The following is a 17,411-nucleotide window of genomic DNA, read 5'->3' as shown; positions in this document are numbered from 1 at the left end:
AGGAGCGAGGCTTGCTCGCGAAGAGGCCAGACCTGCCGTCCCGTTAAGCCGACTTGGCCAAAATCAACCCGGTCTCACTCGCCATTTCCAGACGGATCGCCACAAACTTCGACGTTGGCGTATGGCTGCCATCCCCGGTGCTTTCCAGCGGCACCAGTGGATTCACTTCTGGATAGTAAGCAGCCGCCTGCCCCGCAGGAATATCAAACGCCAGCAGCGTAAACCCCTTCACTCGACGCTCACGTCCATCATCCCAGATCGAAACGATGTCAGCCTTCTGCCCAGGCTTGAACCCCAGGCGAATGATGTCCGCTTCATTGACGAACAACACATCCCGCTGACCCTTCACGCCACGGTAACGGTCATCCAGCCCATAAATCGTGGTGTTGTACTGATCGTGAGAACGCATCGATTGCATGATCAGGTCCGGCAACACGCCCGTGGCGCGGGTGCGTTCGTGCACCAGGTCCTTGGGCAGGGCGTTCGGGCGGAAATTGGCGCGCCCGGACGGGGTGTTCCACTTGCGTGCACCGGCGCTGTTGCCGAGGTAGAAACCGCCCGGATTCTTGATCTTCTCGTTGAAGTCGCGAAAGCCCGGAATGGTATCGGCGATCAGATCGCGAATGCGGCTGTAATCGGCCACGAGCCAGTTCCAGTCCACCGGTCTGCTGCCCAGGGTCGCGGCAGCGATGCCGGCGATAATCGACGGCTCCGAGCGCATCTGATTCGACAGTGCCTGCAACTGGCCGTTGGAGGCGTGGACCATGCTGAACGAATCTTCGACGGTCACCGCTTGCGCGCCTTCGGCCTGGATATCGATGTCGGTACGGCCCAGGCACGGCAGAATCAGCGCATCTTTACCGTGGGCCAAATGGCTGCGGTTGAGCTTGGTGCTGATCTGCACGGTCAGGTCGCAATTGCTCAGGGCCTGGAAGGTGCGCGGGCTGTCCGGGGTTGCCTGGGCGAAGTTGCCACCCAGACCGATAAAGACTTTGGCGCGGCCTTCGGCCATGGCATGAATCGCCTCGACCACGTTATGACCGTTTTCACGCGGCACCTTGAACTGGAAGCGCCGCTCCAGGGAATCGAGGAACGCCACTGGCGGACGTTCGTTGATGCCCATCGTCCGGTCACCCTGCACGTTACTGTGGCCACGCACCGGGCACAGGCCGGCGCCCGGCCGGCCGATGTTGCCGCGCAGCAGCATCAGGTTGGCGATTTCCTGGATGGTTGCCACTGAGTGGCGGTGCTGGGTGATGCCCATGGCCCAGCACATGATGACGTTCTTGCCTTTGGCGTACATGCGCGCCGCTTGCTCGATTTCCACCAGGGGCAGGCCGGACTGCTCGACGATCTGCTCCCAGGAAGTGTCGTCGACGGTGCCCAGGTATTCCAGGACGTTGACGCTGTGCTCATTGAGGAAATCGTGGTCGAACACGGCCGGCTCACCCGCCTTCTGCGCGTCGCGCTCCCATTGCAGCAGGAATTTCGCCATGCCACGCAGCACCGCCATATCGCCGCCCAGCGCCGGGCGGAAGTAGGCGGTGTTGGTCGGCTTGTCGCCGTTGGTGAGCATTTCGATCGGGTGCTGCGGGTGCTGGAAGCGTTCCAGGCCCCGCTCTTTCAACGGGTTGATGCACACCACCTGCGCGCCGCGTTTCACGGCTTCGCGCAATGGTTCGAGCATCCGCGGATGGTTGGTGCCCGGGTTCTGGCCCCAGACAAAAATCGCGTCGGCGTGTTCGAAGTCGTCGAAGGTCACGGTGCCTTTGCCGACACCGACACTTTGCGCCAACGCCACGCCGCTGGCCTCGTGGCACATGTTCGAGCAGTCGGGGAAGTTGTTGGTGCCGTAGGTGCGCACGAACAATTGATAGAGGTACGCCGCTTCGTTGCTGGCGCGGCCCGAGGTGTAGAACTCGGCCTGATTCGGGCTCGACAGGCCCTGCAAATGTTTGGCGATCAAGGCGAACGCCGCTTCCCAGCTGATCGGCTTGTAGCGATCAGTTTCGGCGTCATAGCTTAATGGCTCGGTCAGGCGACCCTGATACTCCAGCCAATAATCACTCTGTTCCAGCAACGAACTGACGCTGTGTTTAGCAAAGAAAGCGCCGTCGACACGCCGTTTGGTCGCTTCCCAGTTCACCGCTTTGGCGCCGTTCTCGCAGAACGCCACCATGCCGGCTTCGTTGGAATCGCCCCAGGCGCAACCGGGGCAGTCGAACCCGCCGTTCTTGTTGGTTTTGAGCATCATGCGCAGGTTTTTCAGCGCGTTGTCACTGGTCAACCAGGCCCGGGCAACGCTGGCCAGTGCGCCCCAGCCACCGGCCGGGCCTTTGTAGGGCTTGTAGCGAGGGACGGGTTTCTGGTCGGCTTGACGGTGTTGACTCACGCTTGATTCTCCAATGCCGGGCTGTAGACCCGCGGCGCATTCTTCTGGGGCAGATGGATGAGGTTGAGGTTGTGGCGACGGGCCCATTGCACGGCAAGGCCCGTGGGCGACGACAGGCTGACCAGGGTCTGGATGCCGGCGCGCAATACTTTTTGAATCAATTCGAGGCTGCAACGGCTGGTGACAATCGCCAGGCCGCCTTCAGTCGGGATCTTCTGGCGGATGAGCCCGCCAATCAGTTTGTCGAGGGCGTTATGCCGGCCGATGTCTTCACGGCCCAGCAGCAATTCCCCCTGACCGTTCATGAACACCGCCGCATGCACCGCGCCGGAGTACTGACCAAGAGGCTGGAACGCACCGATGCGCTGGCGCAAGCCATCGAGCCATTCGGCGGGGGGCAATGGGGCGCCGGGCAATACCTTGAGGTCTGGCAACGCCTGTTCAACCGCTTCCACGCCGCAGAGCCCGCAACCGCTGGTGCCGGCCATTTGCCGACGCTGCTGCTTGAGGTTCCAGAACGCGCGGTTGGCGATGGTCACTTGCGCGTATTGCGCCGAGCCCGAGCCGCTGAGTTGCAAGTCATAGATGTCAGAGGCGTCTTCGATGATGCCGCTGCCGAGGCTGAAACCGACGATGAAGTCTTCAAGGTCCGTCGGCGTTACCAGCATCACCGCCTGACTGATGCCGTTATAAGCGATCGCCAACGCGACTTCTTCGGCGAGCGCGGTGCTGGCCGATTCGATTTGTTGAAGGTCGCTGTAACTGTAGGTCTGGCTGGCGGCGGGTGCGGGCGCTTCAGAGGCGGGCGCCGCGCAGGCAGGGCGCTTGGCTTTCATGGGCATCACCGACGGTTTAGTCAGCTTTAAGCCTAGGCGCGTCAACTTGTCGCGTCTAATCGCTTATACCGATCTACCGATAGATGACATCGATCAAGAAGCTGTCAGCGATTTCTGATAGATCGCAAAGCAGGCTTCGGCCAGCGCCGAACGCGGGGCGCTGCGACGCATGATCAGCCCAAGCCGGGCAAGGGTCTTGGCGTTTTCGATGGGTTGCAGACGCAAGTGATCGGTGAGATTTTCCAGGCCGCCATCCAACGGCATCACCGCGCAGCAGAGGCCGCCGTGCACCGCTTGTAACAATTGGTGGACCGCGTCGGTTTGCAGAAGCGGCTGGGGTGTCAGGCCGCGGCTGTGGAAGTTGTGATCGATGGACTGGCGAAAGTGCATGCCGCTGGTGAGCATGCCCAAGGGCAACTCGATCAAGGACTCCCAACTCAACGGCGCCTCGCCAAAGCTGAAGAAGCGCTGATCGTAGAGCAGGCCCATGCGGGTTTCGCTGAAGGCCAGGGAATCGAAACGCTCGTTGTCCAGTCGCTCCAGGTAAGACACGCCGAGGTCCAGGCGATTGTTCGCCAGTTGTTCGAGGATTTGTTCGGAGCTCAGGGCCGAGAGTTCAAAGCGCAGGTTCGGGTGTTCGGCATGCAGGCGTTGCATCAACGGCAGCGGATCGAAACTCGACAGCGGCACCACGCCCAACCGCAGCGTACCGACCAGATTGCCGCGACAGGCGGCGGCCTCGGCCTGCAAGCCGTCGTAGGCCGCCAGCACCGTGCGTGCCCACGCCAACACGCGCTCGCCCGGCGCGGTGAAGCCTTCGAAGCGCTGGCCACGATTGACCAGCGGCAGGTCGAGTTCTTCTTCGAGGCTGCGCAGGCGCATGGACAGGGTCGGCTGGGTGATATGACAGCGCGCTGCGGCCTGGCCGAAGTGGCGGGTTTCGTCGAGGGCGATGAGGAATTTCAGCTGCTTGATGTCCATCTTCGCTCCAGGGCGCGGTGAAGGTCGGGATTCTAGCGCTTGTGCCGGATCAGCGTCATTGGTCGGGTTGGAACCGGGGGTTTCAAGCTTGGTCTAGTCTTTTGCGTCTGGAACCCTAAACCCAAGGAGCGTGCACCATGAGTATTTTTAGCTTTGTGAAAGAAGCAGGCGAAAAACTTATCGATCTACTGACACCGGGCAACGCCAATGCCAGTGAGCAGTTGAAGGAACACATCAGCAAGGTCGGCCTGGGTAACCCGAATGTGCAGGCTACGGTGGACGGCGACAAAGTCACCGTCACCGGTGATGTGGGCAGCCAGGAAGAGAAGGAAAAGATTCTGCTGGCGGTGGGCAATATCGCTGGAGTTGGCAGCGTGGACGATCAGATGACCGTGACCGGGCCGGTGGTAGTGGCCGCAAAGTTTGTCACCGTCGTGAAGGGCGACACCCTCAGCGCTATTTCCTTGCGCGTGTATGGCGATGCCAACAAGTATCAAAAAATCTTCGACGCCAACAAACCGATGCTCAAGCATCCGGACAAGATCTATCCGGGGCAGACGTTGCGGATTCCTGAGTAATCCTTAAGTCCGTTTGATGGCCTTCGCGGGCAAGTCGGAGCGAGCGATGCGGCGTTCCGACTTGCCCGCGAAGCAGGCGATAAGGTCTAAAGCCCTGCGATAAGCTCCCGATAATCCCCCACCGCCGCAAACTCCGCCGTGTCCTTCGGCCCTTTGCGACTGTCCGGCTCACTCACCGCCAACAGGTGCGCCACCCCAAAACTCTGCGCACTGCGCAGGATCGGCAACGTATCGTCGATAAACAGGCTGCGCGCCGGGTCGAAACCGATGTCGGCCTGCAACGCCTCCCAGAACTGCGGATTCTCCTTGGGAAAACCATAGTCATGCGAGCTAATTAACCGCTCGAAGTAGGGCGCCAGTTCAATCCGTTCCAGCTTCAATGACAGCGAGTCACGGTGCGCATTGGTGATCATCACCACGCGCTTGCCCGCCTGTTTGATCGCCGCCAGAAACGTGTCCGCATCCGGTCGCAGGGCGATCAGGTGGGCGGTTTCCAGTTTCAGTTCGCGCACCGGCAGTTTCAGCTCGGCGCTCCAGAAATCCAGGCAATACCACTGCAATTGGCCGGCGTTGCGTTCGAACAGCGGCTGCAATTCCATCTCGGCCATGGCCCGGCTGACCCCGTGCAACTCGGCGTAACGCTGAGGCAGGTGCTCCATCCAGAAATGGTTGTCGTAGTGCAGGTCCAGCAGCGTGCCGTCCATATCCAGCAGAACGGTGTCGATGTCGCGCCAGGGCAGCAGGGACATAAAAAACTTCTCCAGCGGTAAAAAAGATATCCGAGGTCAACAATCAGGATAGGCCGGGTATAGTAACCCGCTTACGCCAAGGAGCCTTTCATGCGCCAGAAACCCACCGTACTCGCCCGCGAGATCGTCGCCACCAGCCGTTTGTTCTGCGTCGAGGAGCTGAAGCTGCGCTTTTCCAATGGCGTGGAGCGCACCTACGAGCGCTTGGTCGGCAAAGGCGCCGGCTATGGCGCGGTGATGATCGTGGCGATGCTCGATGCGGATCATGCCGTGCTGGTCGAAGAGTATTGTGGCGGCACCGATGCTTATGAGCTGTCGTTGCCCAAAGGCTTGATCGAGCCGGGCGAGGACGTGCTGGCGGCGGCCGAGCGCGAGCTCAAGGAAGAGGCCGGGTATGGCGCGCGGCAACTGGAGCACCTGACCGAGTTGTCGTTATCGCCCGGTTACATGAGCCAGAAGATCCAGGTGGTGCTGGCCACCGATCTGTACGAAGAGCGCCTGGAGGGCGACGAGCCCGAGCCGATGGGCGTGGACAAGATCAACCTGCGCGAGCTCTCATCCCTGGCGCAGAACCCGCGATTCACCGAGGGCCGTGCCTTGGCGGCGCTGTATCTGGCCCGTGATCTGCTGACTCAGCGAGGGGTGTTTCTGCCATGACGTTCCCGCATCCATTGATGGCGCCTGTGATTGAGCTGGCGCTGAAGGCTGGCGAAGCGATTTTGCCGTTCTGGCGCATCGGCACGGCGGTGACCGCCAAGGCTGACGATTCGCCCGTCACCGCAGCCGATCTGGCCGCCCACCATCTGATCCTGGACGGACTGACGGCACTGGACCCGAGTATTCCGGTGCTGTCCGAAGAAGACGCCAACATTCCCCAAAGCGTGCGAGCCGGCTGGCAGCGTTGGTGGCTGGTGGACCCGTTGGACGGGACCAAGGAGTTCATCTCCGGCAGCGAAGAGTTCACCGTCAACATCGCGCTGATCGAGGAGGGCCGGGTGGTGTTTGGCGTGGTGTCGATGCCGACCAACGGGCGGTTTTATGTCGGTGGCGCCGGTCTGGGCGCATGGCGTGGTGATAAAGGTGCCGAGGCGTTGCCGATTCAGGTTCGTGAGATTCCTGCTGCGGGCGAGGCGTTTACCGTGGTCGCCAGCCGCCGGCATTCAAGCCCCGAGCAGGAACGTTTGCTGGCCGGTTTGAGCGCCAGTCTGGGTGAGTTGCAACTGGCTAATATCGGCAGTTCGTTGAAGTTCTGTTTGCTGGCTGAAGGGGCGGCGGATTGTTATCCGCGCCTGGCGCCGACCTCGCAGTGGGACACGGCGGCGGCCCAAGGTGTGCTGGAAGGGGCGGGTGGTGAAGTGCTGGATTTGAGCGGGAAGCCTTTTTGTTATCCGGCGCGGGAATCGTTGCTGAATGAGTTTTTTCTGGCGCTGCCGGCGAAGGCTGCGTGGCGGGAGAAGTTACTGGAACTGGCCCGATCCTGAGTTCACCCAAACCTGTGGCGAGGGAGCTTGCTCCCGCTGGGCTGCGAAGCGGCCCCAAAACCTAGACTCCGCGCAGCATCAGTTAAACCCGGCTGCCTGATTTGCGACTGCTGCGCCCGAGCGCGGACCGGCCGGCGGGAGCAAGCTCCCTCGCCACAGGTTTTGTGTCTTTACCGGTGCAAGACGTACTGCCCGGTAAACCTCACCGCATCCTCATCACTATCGGCATTGACGATCCGCGAATGCAACGTCAGCCGCGCCCGTCCATAGCGCTGATACATCGCCAGAAACTTCTTCCACACCACCGCGCTCGGCGCCTGGCAAATCGCAATCGCGTCCATGGTCACCGGCAGCGGATAAGTGATGTGCCCTTCCTGAATCACAATGTGCCCGCCTTCAATCCCTTCTTCGTGCAAGCGCAAATGCAGCCAGCCCCAACCTGCCAGCACCGCGCCGCAGTACAGGCTGCCGCCGAACATGGTGCTTTTGTGATTGACGTTGGCATCCAGCGGCAAGTGCAGTCGCAGTTGCTGGTCGTGCCAGTCGAGCACTTTGAGGCCCATGTCCCGGGTCAACGGAATATCGCGGTGGAGGACTGATTCCAGGTGACGACTGTCGCGGCTCATTCACGGGTCTCTTTTTTAAAGATGATGATGGGACGGTAGCTCAATCGAGTTCGTCGGTGTGGCTACTGGCGCCGCCGTCGGCGAAGTTCAGGCCGTGCTTGCGCAGTTTGTCGTGCAGAGTCTTGCGCGGAATGCCGAGGGCCTCGGCGAGGCTGCGCACCGAGCTGTGAGAGCGCGCCAGTTCGGCGGCAATCAACGATTTCTCGAAGTTTTCCACTTGCTCGCTCAGGCCGCCGCTGACCACTTCTACGGTCATGCCGGCAGCGCCCTCCGGTGTGTTGTTGTCCAAGGCCAGTTCCAGGCCCAGGGCAAAACGTTCGGCGGCGTTTTGCAGTTCACGCACGTTGCCCGGCCAGGTGTGGCGCAGCAGCAGGGCGCGTTGCCCCGGTTGCAGTTCATGGGGCGGCAAGCCATGGCGGGCGCTGGCTTCGTCGGCGAAATACTGGAACAGCACCAGCGCGTCTTCGCCGCGTTCACGCAGCGGCGGAATACGCAGCGGCGCGACGTTCAGGCGGTAATACAAGTCGGCCCGGAAGCGCCCTTGATCGGCGGATTGACGCAGGTCTTCCTTGGTCGCGGCGATGATGCGGATGTCCAACGGGATCAGTTGATTGCCGCCCAAACGCTCGACCACGCGCTCCTGAAGCAAGCGCAGCAGTTTCACCTGCACATCCAGGCTCATGCTTTCGATTTCATCGAGGAACAGCGTGCCGCCGTTGGCGAACTCGAACTTGCCGATGCGGCGCTTTTGCGCGCCGGTGAAGGCCCCCGGCTCGTGACCGAACAGCTCGCTTTCCACCACCGACTCAGCCAAGGCCCCGGCGTTGATCGCTACAAACGGACCGCTACGGCGGCTCGACAAATCGTGCAGCGCCCGGGCCACGACTTCTTTGCCGGCACCGGTTTCGCCAAGAATCAGCACGTCAGCCTTAGTTGCCGCCAGCGCACCAATTTGCTCGCGCAAGCGCAGCATCGGCGCCGATTGCCCGACCAGTCGGGTGCTCAGTTCATTGCGATCGCTCAGGGCCAGACGCAGGCTGCGGTTATCCAGAACCAGTCGGCGCAGGGCCAAGGCGCGGCGAACGCTGTCCAGCAGCGCGTCGCTGGCGAAGGGTTTTTCCAGGAAGTCATACGCCCCGGCGCGCATCGCTTGCACGGCCAGCGGCACATCGCCGTGGCCGGTGATCAGCAACACGGGCAACTCAGGGTCCTGGGCATGCAGTTCGGTCAGCAGTTCGAGGCCGTCCATGCCCGGCATGCGGATGTCGCTGACCACCACGCCGGGCCAGTCGCGCTCCAGTTGCCCGGCCAGGCCCTTGGCTTCGGCCAGTGGCAGGATTTTCAGGCCCGCCAGGTCCAGCGTCTGGCTCAAAGCTTGACGCAGGTGGGGATCGTCGTCGATCAGCACGACCTGGACACGGTTATCGATGGTCATGCACTTCGGTCCTCGGACGGTTGCAGGCTCACACCCGGTGCGCCTGCGCGCAACTTCAGGGTAATCAGGGCGCCGCCTTCCTTGTGGTTGGCGAACGACAGTTCACCGCCGAAGGCGCGCATCAGGGTTTCGCAAATCGCCAACCCCAGGCCAAGCCCCTGGGTGCGGGTCTTGGTGGTGTAGAAGGGCTCGCTGGCGCGACCAAGGGCTTCCATGCAGAAGCCGGGGCCGTTGTCGCGAATGTACAGCGTGACGCCGTCCGCGGTGGATTGGGCACTCAACCAGAGTTTACGCGGCGGGCCTTTTTCGGTCAGCGCGTCCAGCGCGTTGGCCAACAGGTTGCCGAGTACCTGGCGCAGACGGGTTTCCCCGGCCTCGACCCACAACGTGGCCGCCGGCAAATCGCGGATCAGTTCGACTTCCATGCTTCTCCGACGCTTGGCCAGCAACGCCAGGGCGTCATCCAGCGCTGGTTGCAGGGCGACACTTTCCGGCGCATGGCGATCGCGCCGGGCGAAGGCGCGCAAATGAGCAATGATCGACGCCATGCGTCCGGTCAGTTCGCTGATCAGCTTGAGGTTGCCGCGGGCATCGTCGGTGCGTTGATGATCGAGCAGCACTTCGGCGTTTTCCGCGTAGCTGCGAATGGCGGCCAACGGTTGATTCAATTCGTGGCTGATGCTCGCCGACATCGTCCCCAGCGCCGACAACTTGCCGGCCTGCACCAAGTCGTCCTGGGCGCGCACAAGTTCCTGCTGGGCATGTTCGCGCTCCAGCACTTCCTGTTTCAATCGACGGTTGAGGCCTTCGAGGTCACTGGTCCGCTCGGCGACCCGGCCTTCCAGCTCGCGCCGCGCCTTGGCTTCGAAGGCGATGCGTTCGAGGTAATGGCGGCGGCGCTGCATCATCAGGCCGAGCAGCAACATCAAGACCAGCAACGTCGCGCCGCCAATGGCGACAACGGTACGCACCGGGCGGTCGATCAGGGTGCGGGGGGCGAGGATGCTGACGTTCCAGCCGGTTTCGGCGATCTGCTGGGTTTGAGTCAGCCAGGCGTTGGGGTTGAGCCTCAATGGTTTCGGATCTCGGGTCGGGTACGGCTGGATCGCAGTGATCGCTTTGCTTTCTTCTTCGCTCAATGGCCGGGTCGAGCGGAATCGCCACTCAGGCCGCGACGTGAGGATGACCACACCGTTATGGTCGGTCAGCAGCAGTTGTTCCGGGGTTTTACCCCACAGGCTTTCGGTGTGGTCCAGGTCGACCTTGACCACCAGTACGCCGATGATTTTCTCGCCGTTGCGCACGGCGGCGGCGAAGAAATAGCCGCGCTTGGCTGACGTGGTGCCTAAGCCGAAAAAGCGCCCGAGCCGCCCGGCCATGGCTTCGCTGAAATACGGACGGAAGGAAAAATTGCGGCCGACGAAACTGTCGTGTTTGTCCCAGTTCGATGCGGCCAGGGTCTTGCCCGTGGTGTCCATCAGGTACATGACTTCGGCGCCGGTCTGGGCGCTGATGTTTTTCAACAGGCGATTGGCATTGCCTTGGGTGACGCTGTCATCCGGCGCCCCGAGCACTGCGCGCAGGGCCGGCAGGTCGCCGAGGATCTGCGGCAACACTTCATAACGGTGCAGCGTGCCCAGCAGGTTGGCAACGTAAAGGTCGAGGGTCTGACGGTTCTGCCCGGCCAGCTCGCTGCGGTAGTAACGCTCGGCCAGATGCTCCAGCGGCCACAGCAACGGCGCCAGGCACAGCGCAAGCAGTGCGAGGCTGCGCCAGCGGGGTCTGCGGGGAAGGGTCGGAGTCATGAGCATCGGGCGCCTGTGGGTACAGGCGCATTATGCCTAGGCTTGCTCGGCAAGACACTCGCGCAGCGCGGTTTGCCAGTCAGGCTGACTGACGCCCCATTCGCGTTGCAGGCGGCTGCAATCCAGGCGCGAGTTCAATGGCCGGGCGGCCGGCGTCGGATAGTCGCTGGAGGGGATCGGCAGCAGGTTTGCGCAAGGCTTGCCCTGATCCCGCAGTGCCTGGCCGATGGCCTGGGCGAAACCGAACCAGGAAGTCTCACCCTGAGCGGTCAAGTGATACGTGCCCCAGGCCCCGGCCTGTCCCGCTTGCCAGCGTTCGATCAGTGCGACGGTGCTGCTGGCGATCGTGCCGGCCCAGGTGGGCGCGCCGATCTGGTCAGCGACAATGCGCATCTCCGGCTTTTCTTGCAGCAGGCGTTGCATGGTCAGCAGGAAATTACGACCGTGAGTCGAGTAGACCCAACTGGTGCGCAGGATCAGGTGCTGGCCTTGTACCGCGCTGATCGCTTGCTCGCCGGCCAGCTTGCTCTTGCCGTAAACGCCGAGCGGGTTGGGCAAATCGGCTTCGTTGTAAGGCTCGGCTTTGCTGCCGTCGAAGACATAATCGGTGGAGTAGTGAATCAGCGGGATACCCAGCGCCGACGCTTCTTCGGCCAAAATACCCGGCCCGGTCGCGTTGATGGCAAACGCCAACTCCGGCTCGCTTTCAGCTTGATCGACTGCGGTGTGAGCGGCCGCGTTGATGATCAGGTCCGGGCGAACGCGCTGCACTTGCTGACGAATCTGTTGCGGCTGAGCCAGATCGAGCTGATCGCGACCCAAAACAACCCATTCGCCAACAGCACCCAGGCGAAGCTGCAACTCACGCGAAACCTGACCGTGCTGACCGCAGATAAGAATTTTCATGGAAACAGATCAGCCTCTTTCAGGCTTTTGCCGTTCTGATCCTTGGCCGACAGTTTGGGCGCTTCGTCCAGTTGCCAGTCGATGGCCAGCGTCGGATCGTCCCAGCGAATGCAGCGCTCGGCGGACGGCGTGTAATAGTCCGTAGTCTTGTAGAGAAACTCGGCGAATTCGCTCAGCACCACGAACCCATGGGCGAACCCTTCCGGCACCCAGAGTTGGCGACGGTTTTCTGCAGACAGGCGCACCGCTTCCCACTGGCCGAAATTCGGCGAGCTGCGACGGATGTCCACCGCGACGTCGAGCACTTCGCCGACGGTTACCCGCACCAGTTTCCCCTGGGTATTTTCCAGCTGATAGTGCAGGCCGCGCAGCACGCCTTTCTGCGAGCGGGAGTGGTTATCCTGAACAAACTGCGTGTCCAGGCCGGTCGCTTCTTCGAACGCCTTGGCATTGAAGCTTTCGTAGAAAAAACCGCGCTCGTCACCAAACACCTTGGGTTCAATGATCAGCACGCCGGGCAAGGCGGTTTCAATCACATTCATTGTTCTTCCCCGGCCAGTTTGAAGAGGTACTGGCCATAGCCCGTCTTGCCGAAATAGCTGGCGCGCTCCAGCAACAGCTCGCGGCTGATCCAGCCATTTTCGTAAGCGATTTCTTCGAGGCAAGCGACTTTCAGGCCTTGGCGGTGCTCGATGGTCTGCACGTATTGCGAGGCTTCGAGCAGGCTGTCGTGGGTGCCGGTGTCGAGCCAGGCGAACCCGCGACCGAAGCGCTCGACCTGCAGATCGCCGCGTTGCAGGTAAGCGTTGTTGATGTCGGTGATCTCCAGCTCTCCACGCGGCGAAGGCTTCACCGCTTTGGCGATCTCGATCACATCGTTGTCGTAGAAATACAGGCCGGTCACGGCATAGCTGGACTTCGGCTTTTTCGGCTTCTCTTCGATCGACAGGGCGCGGCCTTCTCTGTCGAAATCAATCACGCCGAAGCGCTCCGGATCCTTGACCCAATACCCAAACACGGTGGCGCCGGAAGGGCGCATGGCCGCGTTTTTCAACTGTTCGCCAAAGTGCTGCCCATGGAAGATGTTGTCGCCGAGGATCAGGCACACCGGATCGTCGCCAATAAATTCTTCGCCGATCAGGAAAGCCTGGGCCAAACCGTCCGGCGACGGCTGTTCGGCGTAGCTGAAGTTGACGCCGAACTGACTGCCGTCACCCAGCAGGTTGCGGTATTGCGGCAAATCCTGAGGCGTGGAGATCAACAAAATATCTTTGATGCCGGCCAGCATCAGGACCGAGATCGGGTAGTAGATCATCGGTTTGTCGTACACCGGCAACAGCTGCTTGGAGACGCCAAGCGTGATCGGGTGCAGACGCGTGCCTGAGCCACCGGCCAAAACGATGCCTTTCATCATGCGAGCAGCTCCTTGGTATTGATGGCACCCAGGCGTTCACCCTGATAACTGCCATCCTGAACGCGACGGCACCATTCCAGGTTGTCGAGGTACCACTGAACGGTTTTGCGCAGGCCGGTTTCGAAGGTTTCTTCGGGCACCCAGCCCAGTTCGCGCTCGATCTTGCTCGCGTCGATGGCGTAGCGCAGGTCGTGGCCAGGCCGGTCCTGGACGAAGGTAATCAGGTCAGCGAAATGAGCCACGCCTTCAGGCTTGTTCGGTGCCAACTCTTCGAGCAACGCGCAGATGCCACGCACCACGTCGATGTTCTTTTGCTCGTTGTGACCGCCAATGTTGTAGGTCTCGCCGACCACGCCTTCGGTGACCACTTTGAGCAGCGCCCGGGCGTGATCCTCGACAAACAGCCAGTCGCGCACTTGCAGGCCGTTTCCGTAAACCGGCAGCGGCTTGCCGGCCAAGGCGTTGAGGATCACCAGCGGAATCAGCTTTTCGGGGAAGTGGAACGGCCCGTAGTTGTTCGAGCAATTGGTCAGCAACACCGGCAAGCCGTAGGTGCGCTGCCAGGCGCGGACCAGATGGTCGGACGCCGCTTTGCTGGCCGAATAGGGTGAGCTGGGCGCGTAAGGCGTGGTTTCGGTGAACAGATCGTCGACGCCATGCAGGTCGCCGTAGACCTCGTCGGTGGAGATGTGATGGAAGCGGAAGGCGCTTTTTTCCGGCTCGGCCAGCGTCTGCCAGTAGGCGCGAGTGGCCTCGAGCAGGCTGTAGGTGCCGACGATATTGGTCTGGATGAAGTCCGACGGACCGTCAATAGAACGGTCGACATGGGATTCTGCCGCCAGGTGCATGATCGCGTGAGGCTGGAAACGTGCCAGTACCGCACTGACGGTGGCCTGGTCGACGATATCGGCCTGGACGAATTCGTAGCGGGTGTCGGTGGCAATGCTGGTCAGCGACTCGAGATTGCCGGCGTAGGTCAGTTTGTCCAGGTTGAGCACTTCATGCCCGGTGTGCCGAATGAGGTGGCGAATCAGGGCAGAGCCAATGAAACCGGCACCGCCGGTGATGAGAATACGCATGTTGGCCAGCCTTTTTCTGTAAGACGATAAAGCGAATGAGCATAGCTTGTCGGCAGGAGCAGGGCGGTGCAAGAGGGTTGTTGGTCGTAATTGGCATTTGCCGCACCAGGGGGGGGTTGATTCTCGACCGATGCAGTGGCGATATAGGTGCCTAATAACATTTCAGGGGTCGTTGTATGCCGCTCGCCACGTTGATTCACCGCGCCAGTTTGCCCAGCCCGCAAGTGTCTGCGGAGCAAGCGCTAGAGCTGCTGGAAGGGCATTACGGGCTGAGTGGAAGGTTGCACGCCCTGGGTAGCCAGCAGGACCTCAACTTTCGGGTCGACAGTGATCAAGGGCGTTTCGTCCTGAAAATCTGCCGTGGCGACTATTCGGCGCTGGAGCTGCAAGCCCAGCATGCCGGACTCAAGCAGTTGGGTGAACACTCCGGCGTGCATGTGCCGCGAGTGATTCCGGCAATAAACGGCGCTGAACTGCTCACGCTGGAAGTCGGGGGGCAGGCCGTGCATATGCGTCTGCTCGATTACATCGAAGGCCAGTCGCTGACGCACCTTGATCATTTGCCCGGTCCGGTGGTGGCCGGTTTCGGTCGGCTGTGCGGCGAAATGGACCTGGCACTGGCCGCTTTCGAGCATCCGGGCCTTGAGCGCACGCTGCAGTGGGATGCCCGCCACGCCAGCGCGCTGATTAGCCATTTGCTGCCGGTGATCAAGGATGACGCGCAACGCCAGTTGATCGCCGACGCGGCGGAACGGGCCGAGCGCCATTTGCTGCCGCTGGTGGACAAACTGCCGGTGCAGGCGATTCACATGGACATCACCGACGACAACGTGGTCTGGCAGCGTGACTCGCAACGCCAATGGCAGTTGCAGGGCGTGATCGATTTCGGCGACCTGATCCGTACCTGGCGCATCACCGATCTGTCGGTCACTTGCGCGGCGTTGCTGCATCACGCCGATGGCGATCCTTTCTATATTTTGCCGGCGGTCCAGGCGTATCACGCCGTCAATCCGCTCACCCATGAAGAACTGCGGGCGCTGTGGCCGCTGATCGTCGCGCGCGCGGCGGTGCTGGTGCTCAGTGGCGAGCAGCAAGTCAGCATCGATCCGGGCAATGATTACAGCCGCGACAACCTGAGCCACGAGTGGGAGATCTTCCGCGTGGCCACGTCGCTGCCGCTGGAATTGATGGAAGCGGCGATTCTGACGTCGGTCGGCCAGACACTGCCGAGCATTGGCAGCGAAGGTTTCGCGCCGTTGCTGCCGAGCCTGGTGGGGCGTGAATTTGCCTTGATCGATCTGGGCGTGCTGAGCCCGCATTTTGAGGCGGGCAACTGGGAGCAAGAGGGGGTTGATCAGCGTTTGCTGACTGAAGCTGCGGCGGCGCATGGATTGGCGGCCAGTCGTTATGGTCAATACCGGCTGTCCCGTACTCGTCCAGATAGCTCAGGCGAACCCGTCACCTGCCCGTTGCACGTGGAGTTGCGAGTGCCAAACGGCACGGCGGTCGAATCGCCGTTTGCCGGCATGGTCCATCAGCCGGTGGCGGGTGTGTTGCAACTGGACGGTCCGCAACTGAGCGTGCGGTTGTGGGGCGTGACGCCGTCGCTGCACACCGGCGCGGCGCTGGTCAAAGGTCAGGTGCTGGGTGCGGTCAGCGGGCCGTTGATTGTGCAGTTGTGCCGAGGCGCTTCGTTCGATGCGCCGTTGTTTTGCACGCCGTCTCGCGCACCGGCCTGGCAAGCGTTGTGCCCGTCACCTGCGGCGCTGCTGGGGCTGGCTTGCGATGCTGAAGCCGAGCTCGATTCGCAGACGTTGCTGGCGCGCCGTGACGCCAGTTTCGCGCGCACGCAGAAGCATTATTACGTCGACCCGCCGCGCATCGAGCGTGGCTGGCGCAATCACCTGATCGACATGCAGGGCCGCTCCTACCTCGACATGCTCAACAACGTCGCGGTGCTGGGCCACGGTCATCCGCGCATGGCGGCGGTTGCCAGCCGTCAGTGGTCGTTGCTCAATACCAACTCGCGCTTCAACTACGCGGCGGTGGCCGAGTTTTCCGAGCGCCTGCTGAAGCTGTCGCCAGAGGGCATGGACCGGGTGTTCCTGGTCAACAGCGGCAGCGAGGCCAATGACTTGGCGATCCGTCTGGCATGGGCCTACAGCGGCGGTCGCGACATGCTCAGCGTGCTGGAGGCTTATCACGGCTGGACAGTGGGCGCGGACGCGGTTTCGACCTCGATTGCCGACAACCCGCAAGCCTTGAGCAGCCGTCCCGATTGGGTGCATCCGGTGATCGCGCCGAATACCTATCGCGGCGAATTCCGTGGCCCAGGCAGCGCGCCGGACTACGTGCGCAGCGTCGAACACAACCTGGCGAAAATCGCTGAGCAGAAACGCCAGTTGGCCGGTTTCATCTGCGAACCGGTGTACGGCAATGCCGGCGGGATCTCTCTGCCGCCGGGTTATCTGAAACAGGTCTATGCGTTGGTTCGCGCCCAAGGCGGTGTGTGCATCGCCGATGAAGTGCAGGTCGGCTACGGGCGCATGGGTCATTTCTTCTGGGGCTTCGAAGAGCAGGGCGTGGTGCCGGACATCATCACGATGGCCAAAGGCATGGGCAACGGCCAGCCGTTGGGCGCGGTGATCACCCGCCGGGAAATCGCCGAGGCGCTGGAGGCCGAGGGTTACTTCTTCTCGTCGGCCGGTGGCAGTCCGGTCAGTTGCCAGGTCGGCATGGCGGTGCTGGACGTGATGGAGGAAGAAAAGCTCTGGGAAAACGCTCAGGTGGTGGGGGGGTATTTCAAGGAGCGGCTTGAAGCGCTGATCGATATTCATCCCTTGGTGGGCGCGGTGCATGGTTCCGGCTTCTATCTGGGTGTCGAGCTGATCCGCAACCGCGAGACCCTGGAACCGGCGACCGAAGAAACCACGGCGCTGTGTGACCGGTTGCGGGAGTTGGGGATTTTCATGCAGCCGACAGGGGATTACCTGAACGTCCTCAAGATCAAGCCGCCGATGGTGACCTCGCGCCGGAGTGTGGATTTCTTTGTCGACATGCTTTCGAAGGTGTTGGGTGAAGGGTTGTAAGGCTTGATATCGCCTTCGCGGGCAAGCCTCGCTCCTACAG

Annotated in this window: 15 protein-coding genes; 4 read left to right on the top strand and 11 right to left on the bottom strand. The window is 61.7% G+C overall.

Translation table 11 applies throughout. The annotated features are described in order from the left end of the window. Positions 1–43 precede the first annotated feature (43 nt). From FBY01_RS19580 to FBY01_RS19570, 3 genes are all read right to left on the bottom strand, one after another. Positions 44–2,392: an FdhF/YdeP family oxidoreductase gene (locus FBY01_RS19580; RefSeq protein WP_102593429.1), complete on the bottom strand. Its 2,349-nt coding sequence runs from the start codon at positions 2,390–2,392 to the stop codon at positions 44–46. Continuing rightward, positions 2,389–3,228, bottom strand: a complete 840-nt coding sequence (fdhD, locus tag FBY01_RS19575) for a formate dehydrogenase accessory sulfurtransferase FdhD (protein WP_010464717.1) — start codon at positions 3,226–3,228, stop codon at positions 2,389–2,391. Before fdhD ends, FBY01_RS19580 begins: the two co-directional genes overlap by 4 nt. Positions 3,229–3,321: 93 nt before the next feature. Then, positions 3,322–4,209: a LysR family transcriptional regulator gene (locus FBY01_RS19570; protein WP_010464716.1), complete on the bottom strand. Its 888-nt coding sequence runs from the start codon at positions 4,207–4,209 to the stop codon at positions 3,322–3,324. Between the two features lie 137 nt (positions 4,210–4,346). On the opposite strand from FBY01_RS19570, the gene lysM reads away from it, so the two are divergent. Beyond that, positions 4,347–4,787 (top strand): peptidoglycan-binding protein LysM, encoded by a 441-nt coding sequence (gene lysM / locus FBY01_RS19565; RefSeq protein WP_102593431.1) that lies wholly within the window; start codon positions 4,347–4,349, stop codon positions 4,785–4,787. 86 nt (positions 4,788–4,873) lie between these two features. On the opposite strand, the gene yrfG is transcribed toward lysM, so the two are convergent. Beyond that, positions 4,874–5,536: a GMP/IMP nucleotidase gene (gene yrfG / locus FBY01_RS19560; RefSeq protein WP_010464712.1), complete on the bottom strand. Its 663-nt coding sequence runs from the start codon at positions 5,534–5,536 to the stop codon at positions 4,874–4,876. A 90-nt stretch (positions 5,537–5,626) separates the two neighbouring features. Between yrfG and nudE the strand changes: the two genes are divergently transcribed. Together nudE and cysQ are read left to right on the top strand one after the other, a co-directional pair. Next, entirely contained in the window at positions 5,627–6,193 is a 567-nt protein-coding gene (gene nudE, locus FBY01_RS19555; RefSeq protein ID WP_010464710.1) for an ADP compounds hydrolase NudE, read from the top strand. Beyond that, positions 6,190–7,017 (top strand): 3'(2'),5'-bisphosphate nucleotidase CysQ, encoded by an 828-nt coding sequence (gene cysQ, locus FBY01_RS19550; protein WP_010464708.1) that lies wholly within the window; start codon positions 6,190–6,192, stop codon positions 7,015–7,017. The genes nudE and cysQ overlap by 4 nt, the downstream gene beginning before the upstream one ends. A 170-nt stretch (positions 7,018–7,187) precedes the next feature. On the opposite strand, the gene FBY01_RS19545 is transcribed toward cysQ, so the two are convergent. From FBY01_RS19545 to rfbB, 7 genes are read right to left on the bottom strand one after another with little or no spacing between them, the layout of a single operon-like run. Next, positions 7,188–7,643 carry a YiiD C-terminal domain-containing protein gene (locus FBY01_RS19545; RefSeq protein WP_145309132.1) on the bottom strand — a complete coding sequence of 152 codons (456 nt, stop codon included), beginning with the start codon at positions 7,641–7,643 and terminating at the stop codon, positions 7,188–7,190. A 40-nt stretch (positions 7,644–7,683) separates the two neighbouring features. Continuing rightward, the gene (locus tag FBY01_RS19540; RefSeq protein ID WP_010464704.1) at positions 7,684–9,078 is read right to left on the bottom strand and encodes a sigma-54 dependent transcriptional regulator; all 1,395 of its coding nucleotides are present in this window, start codon (positions 9,076–9,078) and stop codon (positions 7,684–7,686) included. Then, positions 9,075–10,883 carry an ATP-binding protein gene (locus FBY01_RS19535; RefSeq protein WP_010464701.1) on the bottom strand — a complete coding sequence of 603 codons (1,809 nt, stop codon included), beginning with the start codon at positions 10,881–10,883 and terminating at the stop codon, positions 9,075–9,077. Before FBY01_RS19535 ends, FBY01_RS19540 begins: the two co-directional genes overlap by 4 nt. 36 nt (positions 10,884–10,919) lie before the next feature. Beyond that, complete coding sequence (gene rfbD, locus FBY01_RS19530) at positions 10,920–11,789, bottom strand: dTDP-4-dehydrorhamnose reductase (RefSeq protein WP_145309134.1); 870 nt, start codon at positions 11,787–11,789, stop codon at positions 10,920–10,922. Next, a complete protein-coding gene (rfbC, locus tag FBY01_RS19525; protein WP_010464697.1) occupies positions 11,786–12,331 on the bottom strand; it encodes a dTDP-4-dehydrorhamnose 3,5-epimerase in 546 nt (181 codons plus the stop codon). Before rfbC ends, rfbD begins: the two co-directional genes overlap by 4 nt. Further along, positions 12,328–13,203 carry a glucose-1-phosphate thymidylyltransferase RfbA gene (rfbA, locus tag FBY01_RS19520; protein ID WP_042932450.1) on the bottom strand — a complete coding sequence of 292 codons (876 nt, stop codon included), beginning with the start codon at positions 13,201–13,203 and terminating at the stop codon, positions 12,328–12,330. The genes rfbC and rfbA overlap by 4 nt, the downstream gene beginning before the upstream one ends. After that, a complete protein-coding gene (gene rfbB / locus FBY01_RS19515; protein ID WP_010464694.1) occupies positions 13,200–14,282 on the bottom strand; it encodes a dTDP-glucose 4,6-dehydratase in 1,083 nt (360 codons plus the stop codon). The genes rfbA and rfbB overlap by 4 nt, the downstream gene beginning before the upstream one ends. Positions 14,283–14,458: 176 nt before the next feature. On the opposite strand from rfbB, the gene FBY01_RS19510 reads away from it, so the two are divergent. Continuing rightward, the gene (locus FBY01_RS19510; protein WP_145309136.1) at positions 14,459–17,371 is read left to right on the top strand and encodes an aminotransferase; all 2,913 of its coding nucleotides are present in this window, start codon (positions 14,459–14,461) and stop codon (positions 17,369–17,371) included. Positions 17,372–17,411 lie beyond the last annotated feature (40 nt).

The organism is Pseudomonas sp. SJZ077, assembly GCF_007993905.1.
Classification (GTDB): domain Bacteria; phylum Pseudomonadota; class Gammaproteobacteria; order Pseudomonadales; family Pseudomonadaceae; genus Aquipseudomonas; species Aquipseudomonas mandelii.
The sequence above is the reverse complement of the archived record's forward strand: the minus strand, read 5'-3'. Positions and strand labels throughout refer to the sequence as shown.

Excerpts from the sequence above, each read along its gene's own strand:
- fdhD (WP_010464717.1), bottom strand. The coding sequence starts at position 3,228 with ATGAAAGCCAAGCGCCCTGCCTGCGCGGCGCCCGCCTCTGAAGCGCCC.
- FBY01_RS19570 (WP_010464716.1), bottom strand. The coding sequence starts at position 4,209 with ATGGACATCAAGCAGCTGAAATTCCTCATCGCCCTCGACGAAACCCGC.
- lysM (WP_102593431.1), top strand. The coding sequence starts at position 4,347 with ATGAGTATTTTTAGCTTTGTGAAAGAAGCAGGCGAAAAACTTATCGAT.
- yrfG (WP_010464712.1), bottom strand. The coding sequence starts at position 5,536 with ATGTCCCTGCTGCCCTGGCGCGACATCGACACCGTTCTGCTGGATATG.
- nudE (WP_010464710.1), top strand. The coding sequence starts at position 5,627 with ATGCGCCAGAAACCCACCGTACTCGCCCGCGAGATCGTCGCCACCAGC.
- cysQ (WP_010464708.1), top strand. The coding sequence starts at position 6,190 with ATGACGTTCCCGCATCCATTGATGGCGCCTGTGATTGAGCTGGCGCTG.
- FBY01_RS19545 (WP_145309132.1), bottom strand. The coding sequence starts at position 7,643 with ATGAGCCGCGACAGTCGTCACCTGGAATCAGTCCTCCACCGCGATATT.
- FBY01_RS19540 (WP_010464704.1), bottom strand. The coding sequence starts at position 9,078 with ATGACCATCGATAACCGTGTCCAGGTCGTGCTGATCGACGACGATCCC.
- FBY01_RS19535 (WP_010464701.1), bottom strand. The coding sequence starts at position 10,883 with ATGACTCCGACCCTTCCCCGCAGACCCCGCTGGCGCAGCCTCGCACTG.
- rfbD (WP_145309134.1), bottom strand. The coding sequence starts at position 11,789 with ATGAAAATTCTTATCTGCGGTCAGCACGGTCAGGTTTCGCGTGAGTTG.
- rfbC (WP_010464697.1), bottom strand. The coding sequence starts at position 12,331 with ATGAATGTGATTGAAACCGCCTTGCCCGGCGTGCTGATCATTGAACCC.
- rfbA (WP_042932450.1), bottom strand. The coding sequence starts at position 13,203 with ATGATGAAAGGCATCGTTTTGGCCGGTGGCTCAGGCACGCGTCTGCAC.
- rfbB (WP_010464694.1), bottom strand. The coding sequence starts at position 14,282 with ATGCGTATTCTCATCACCGGCGGTGCCGGTTTCATTGGCTCTGCCCTG.
- FBY01_RS19510 (WP_145309136.1), top strand. The coding sequence starts at position 14,459 with ATGCCGCTCGCCACGTTGATTCACCGCGCCAGTTTGCCCAGCCCGCAA.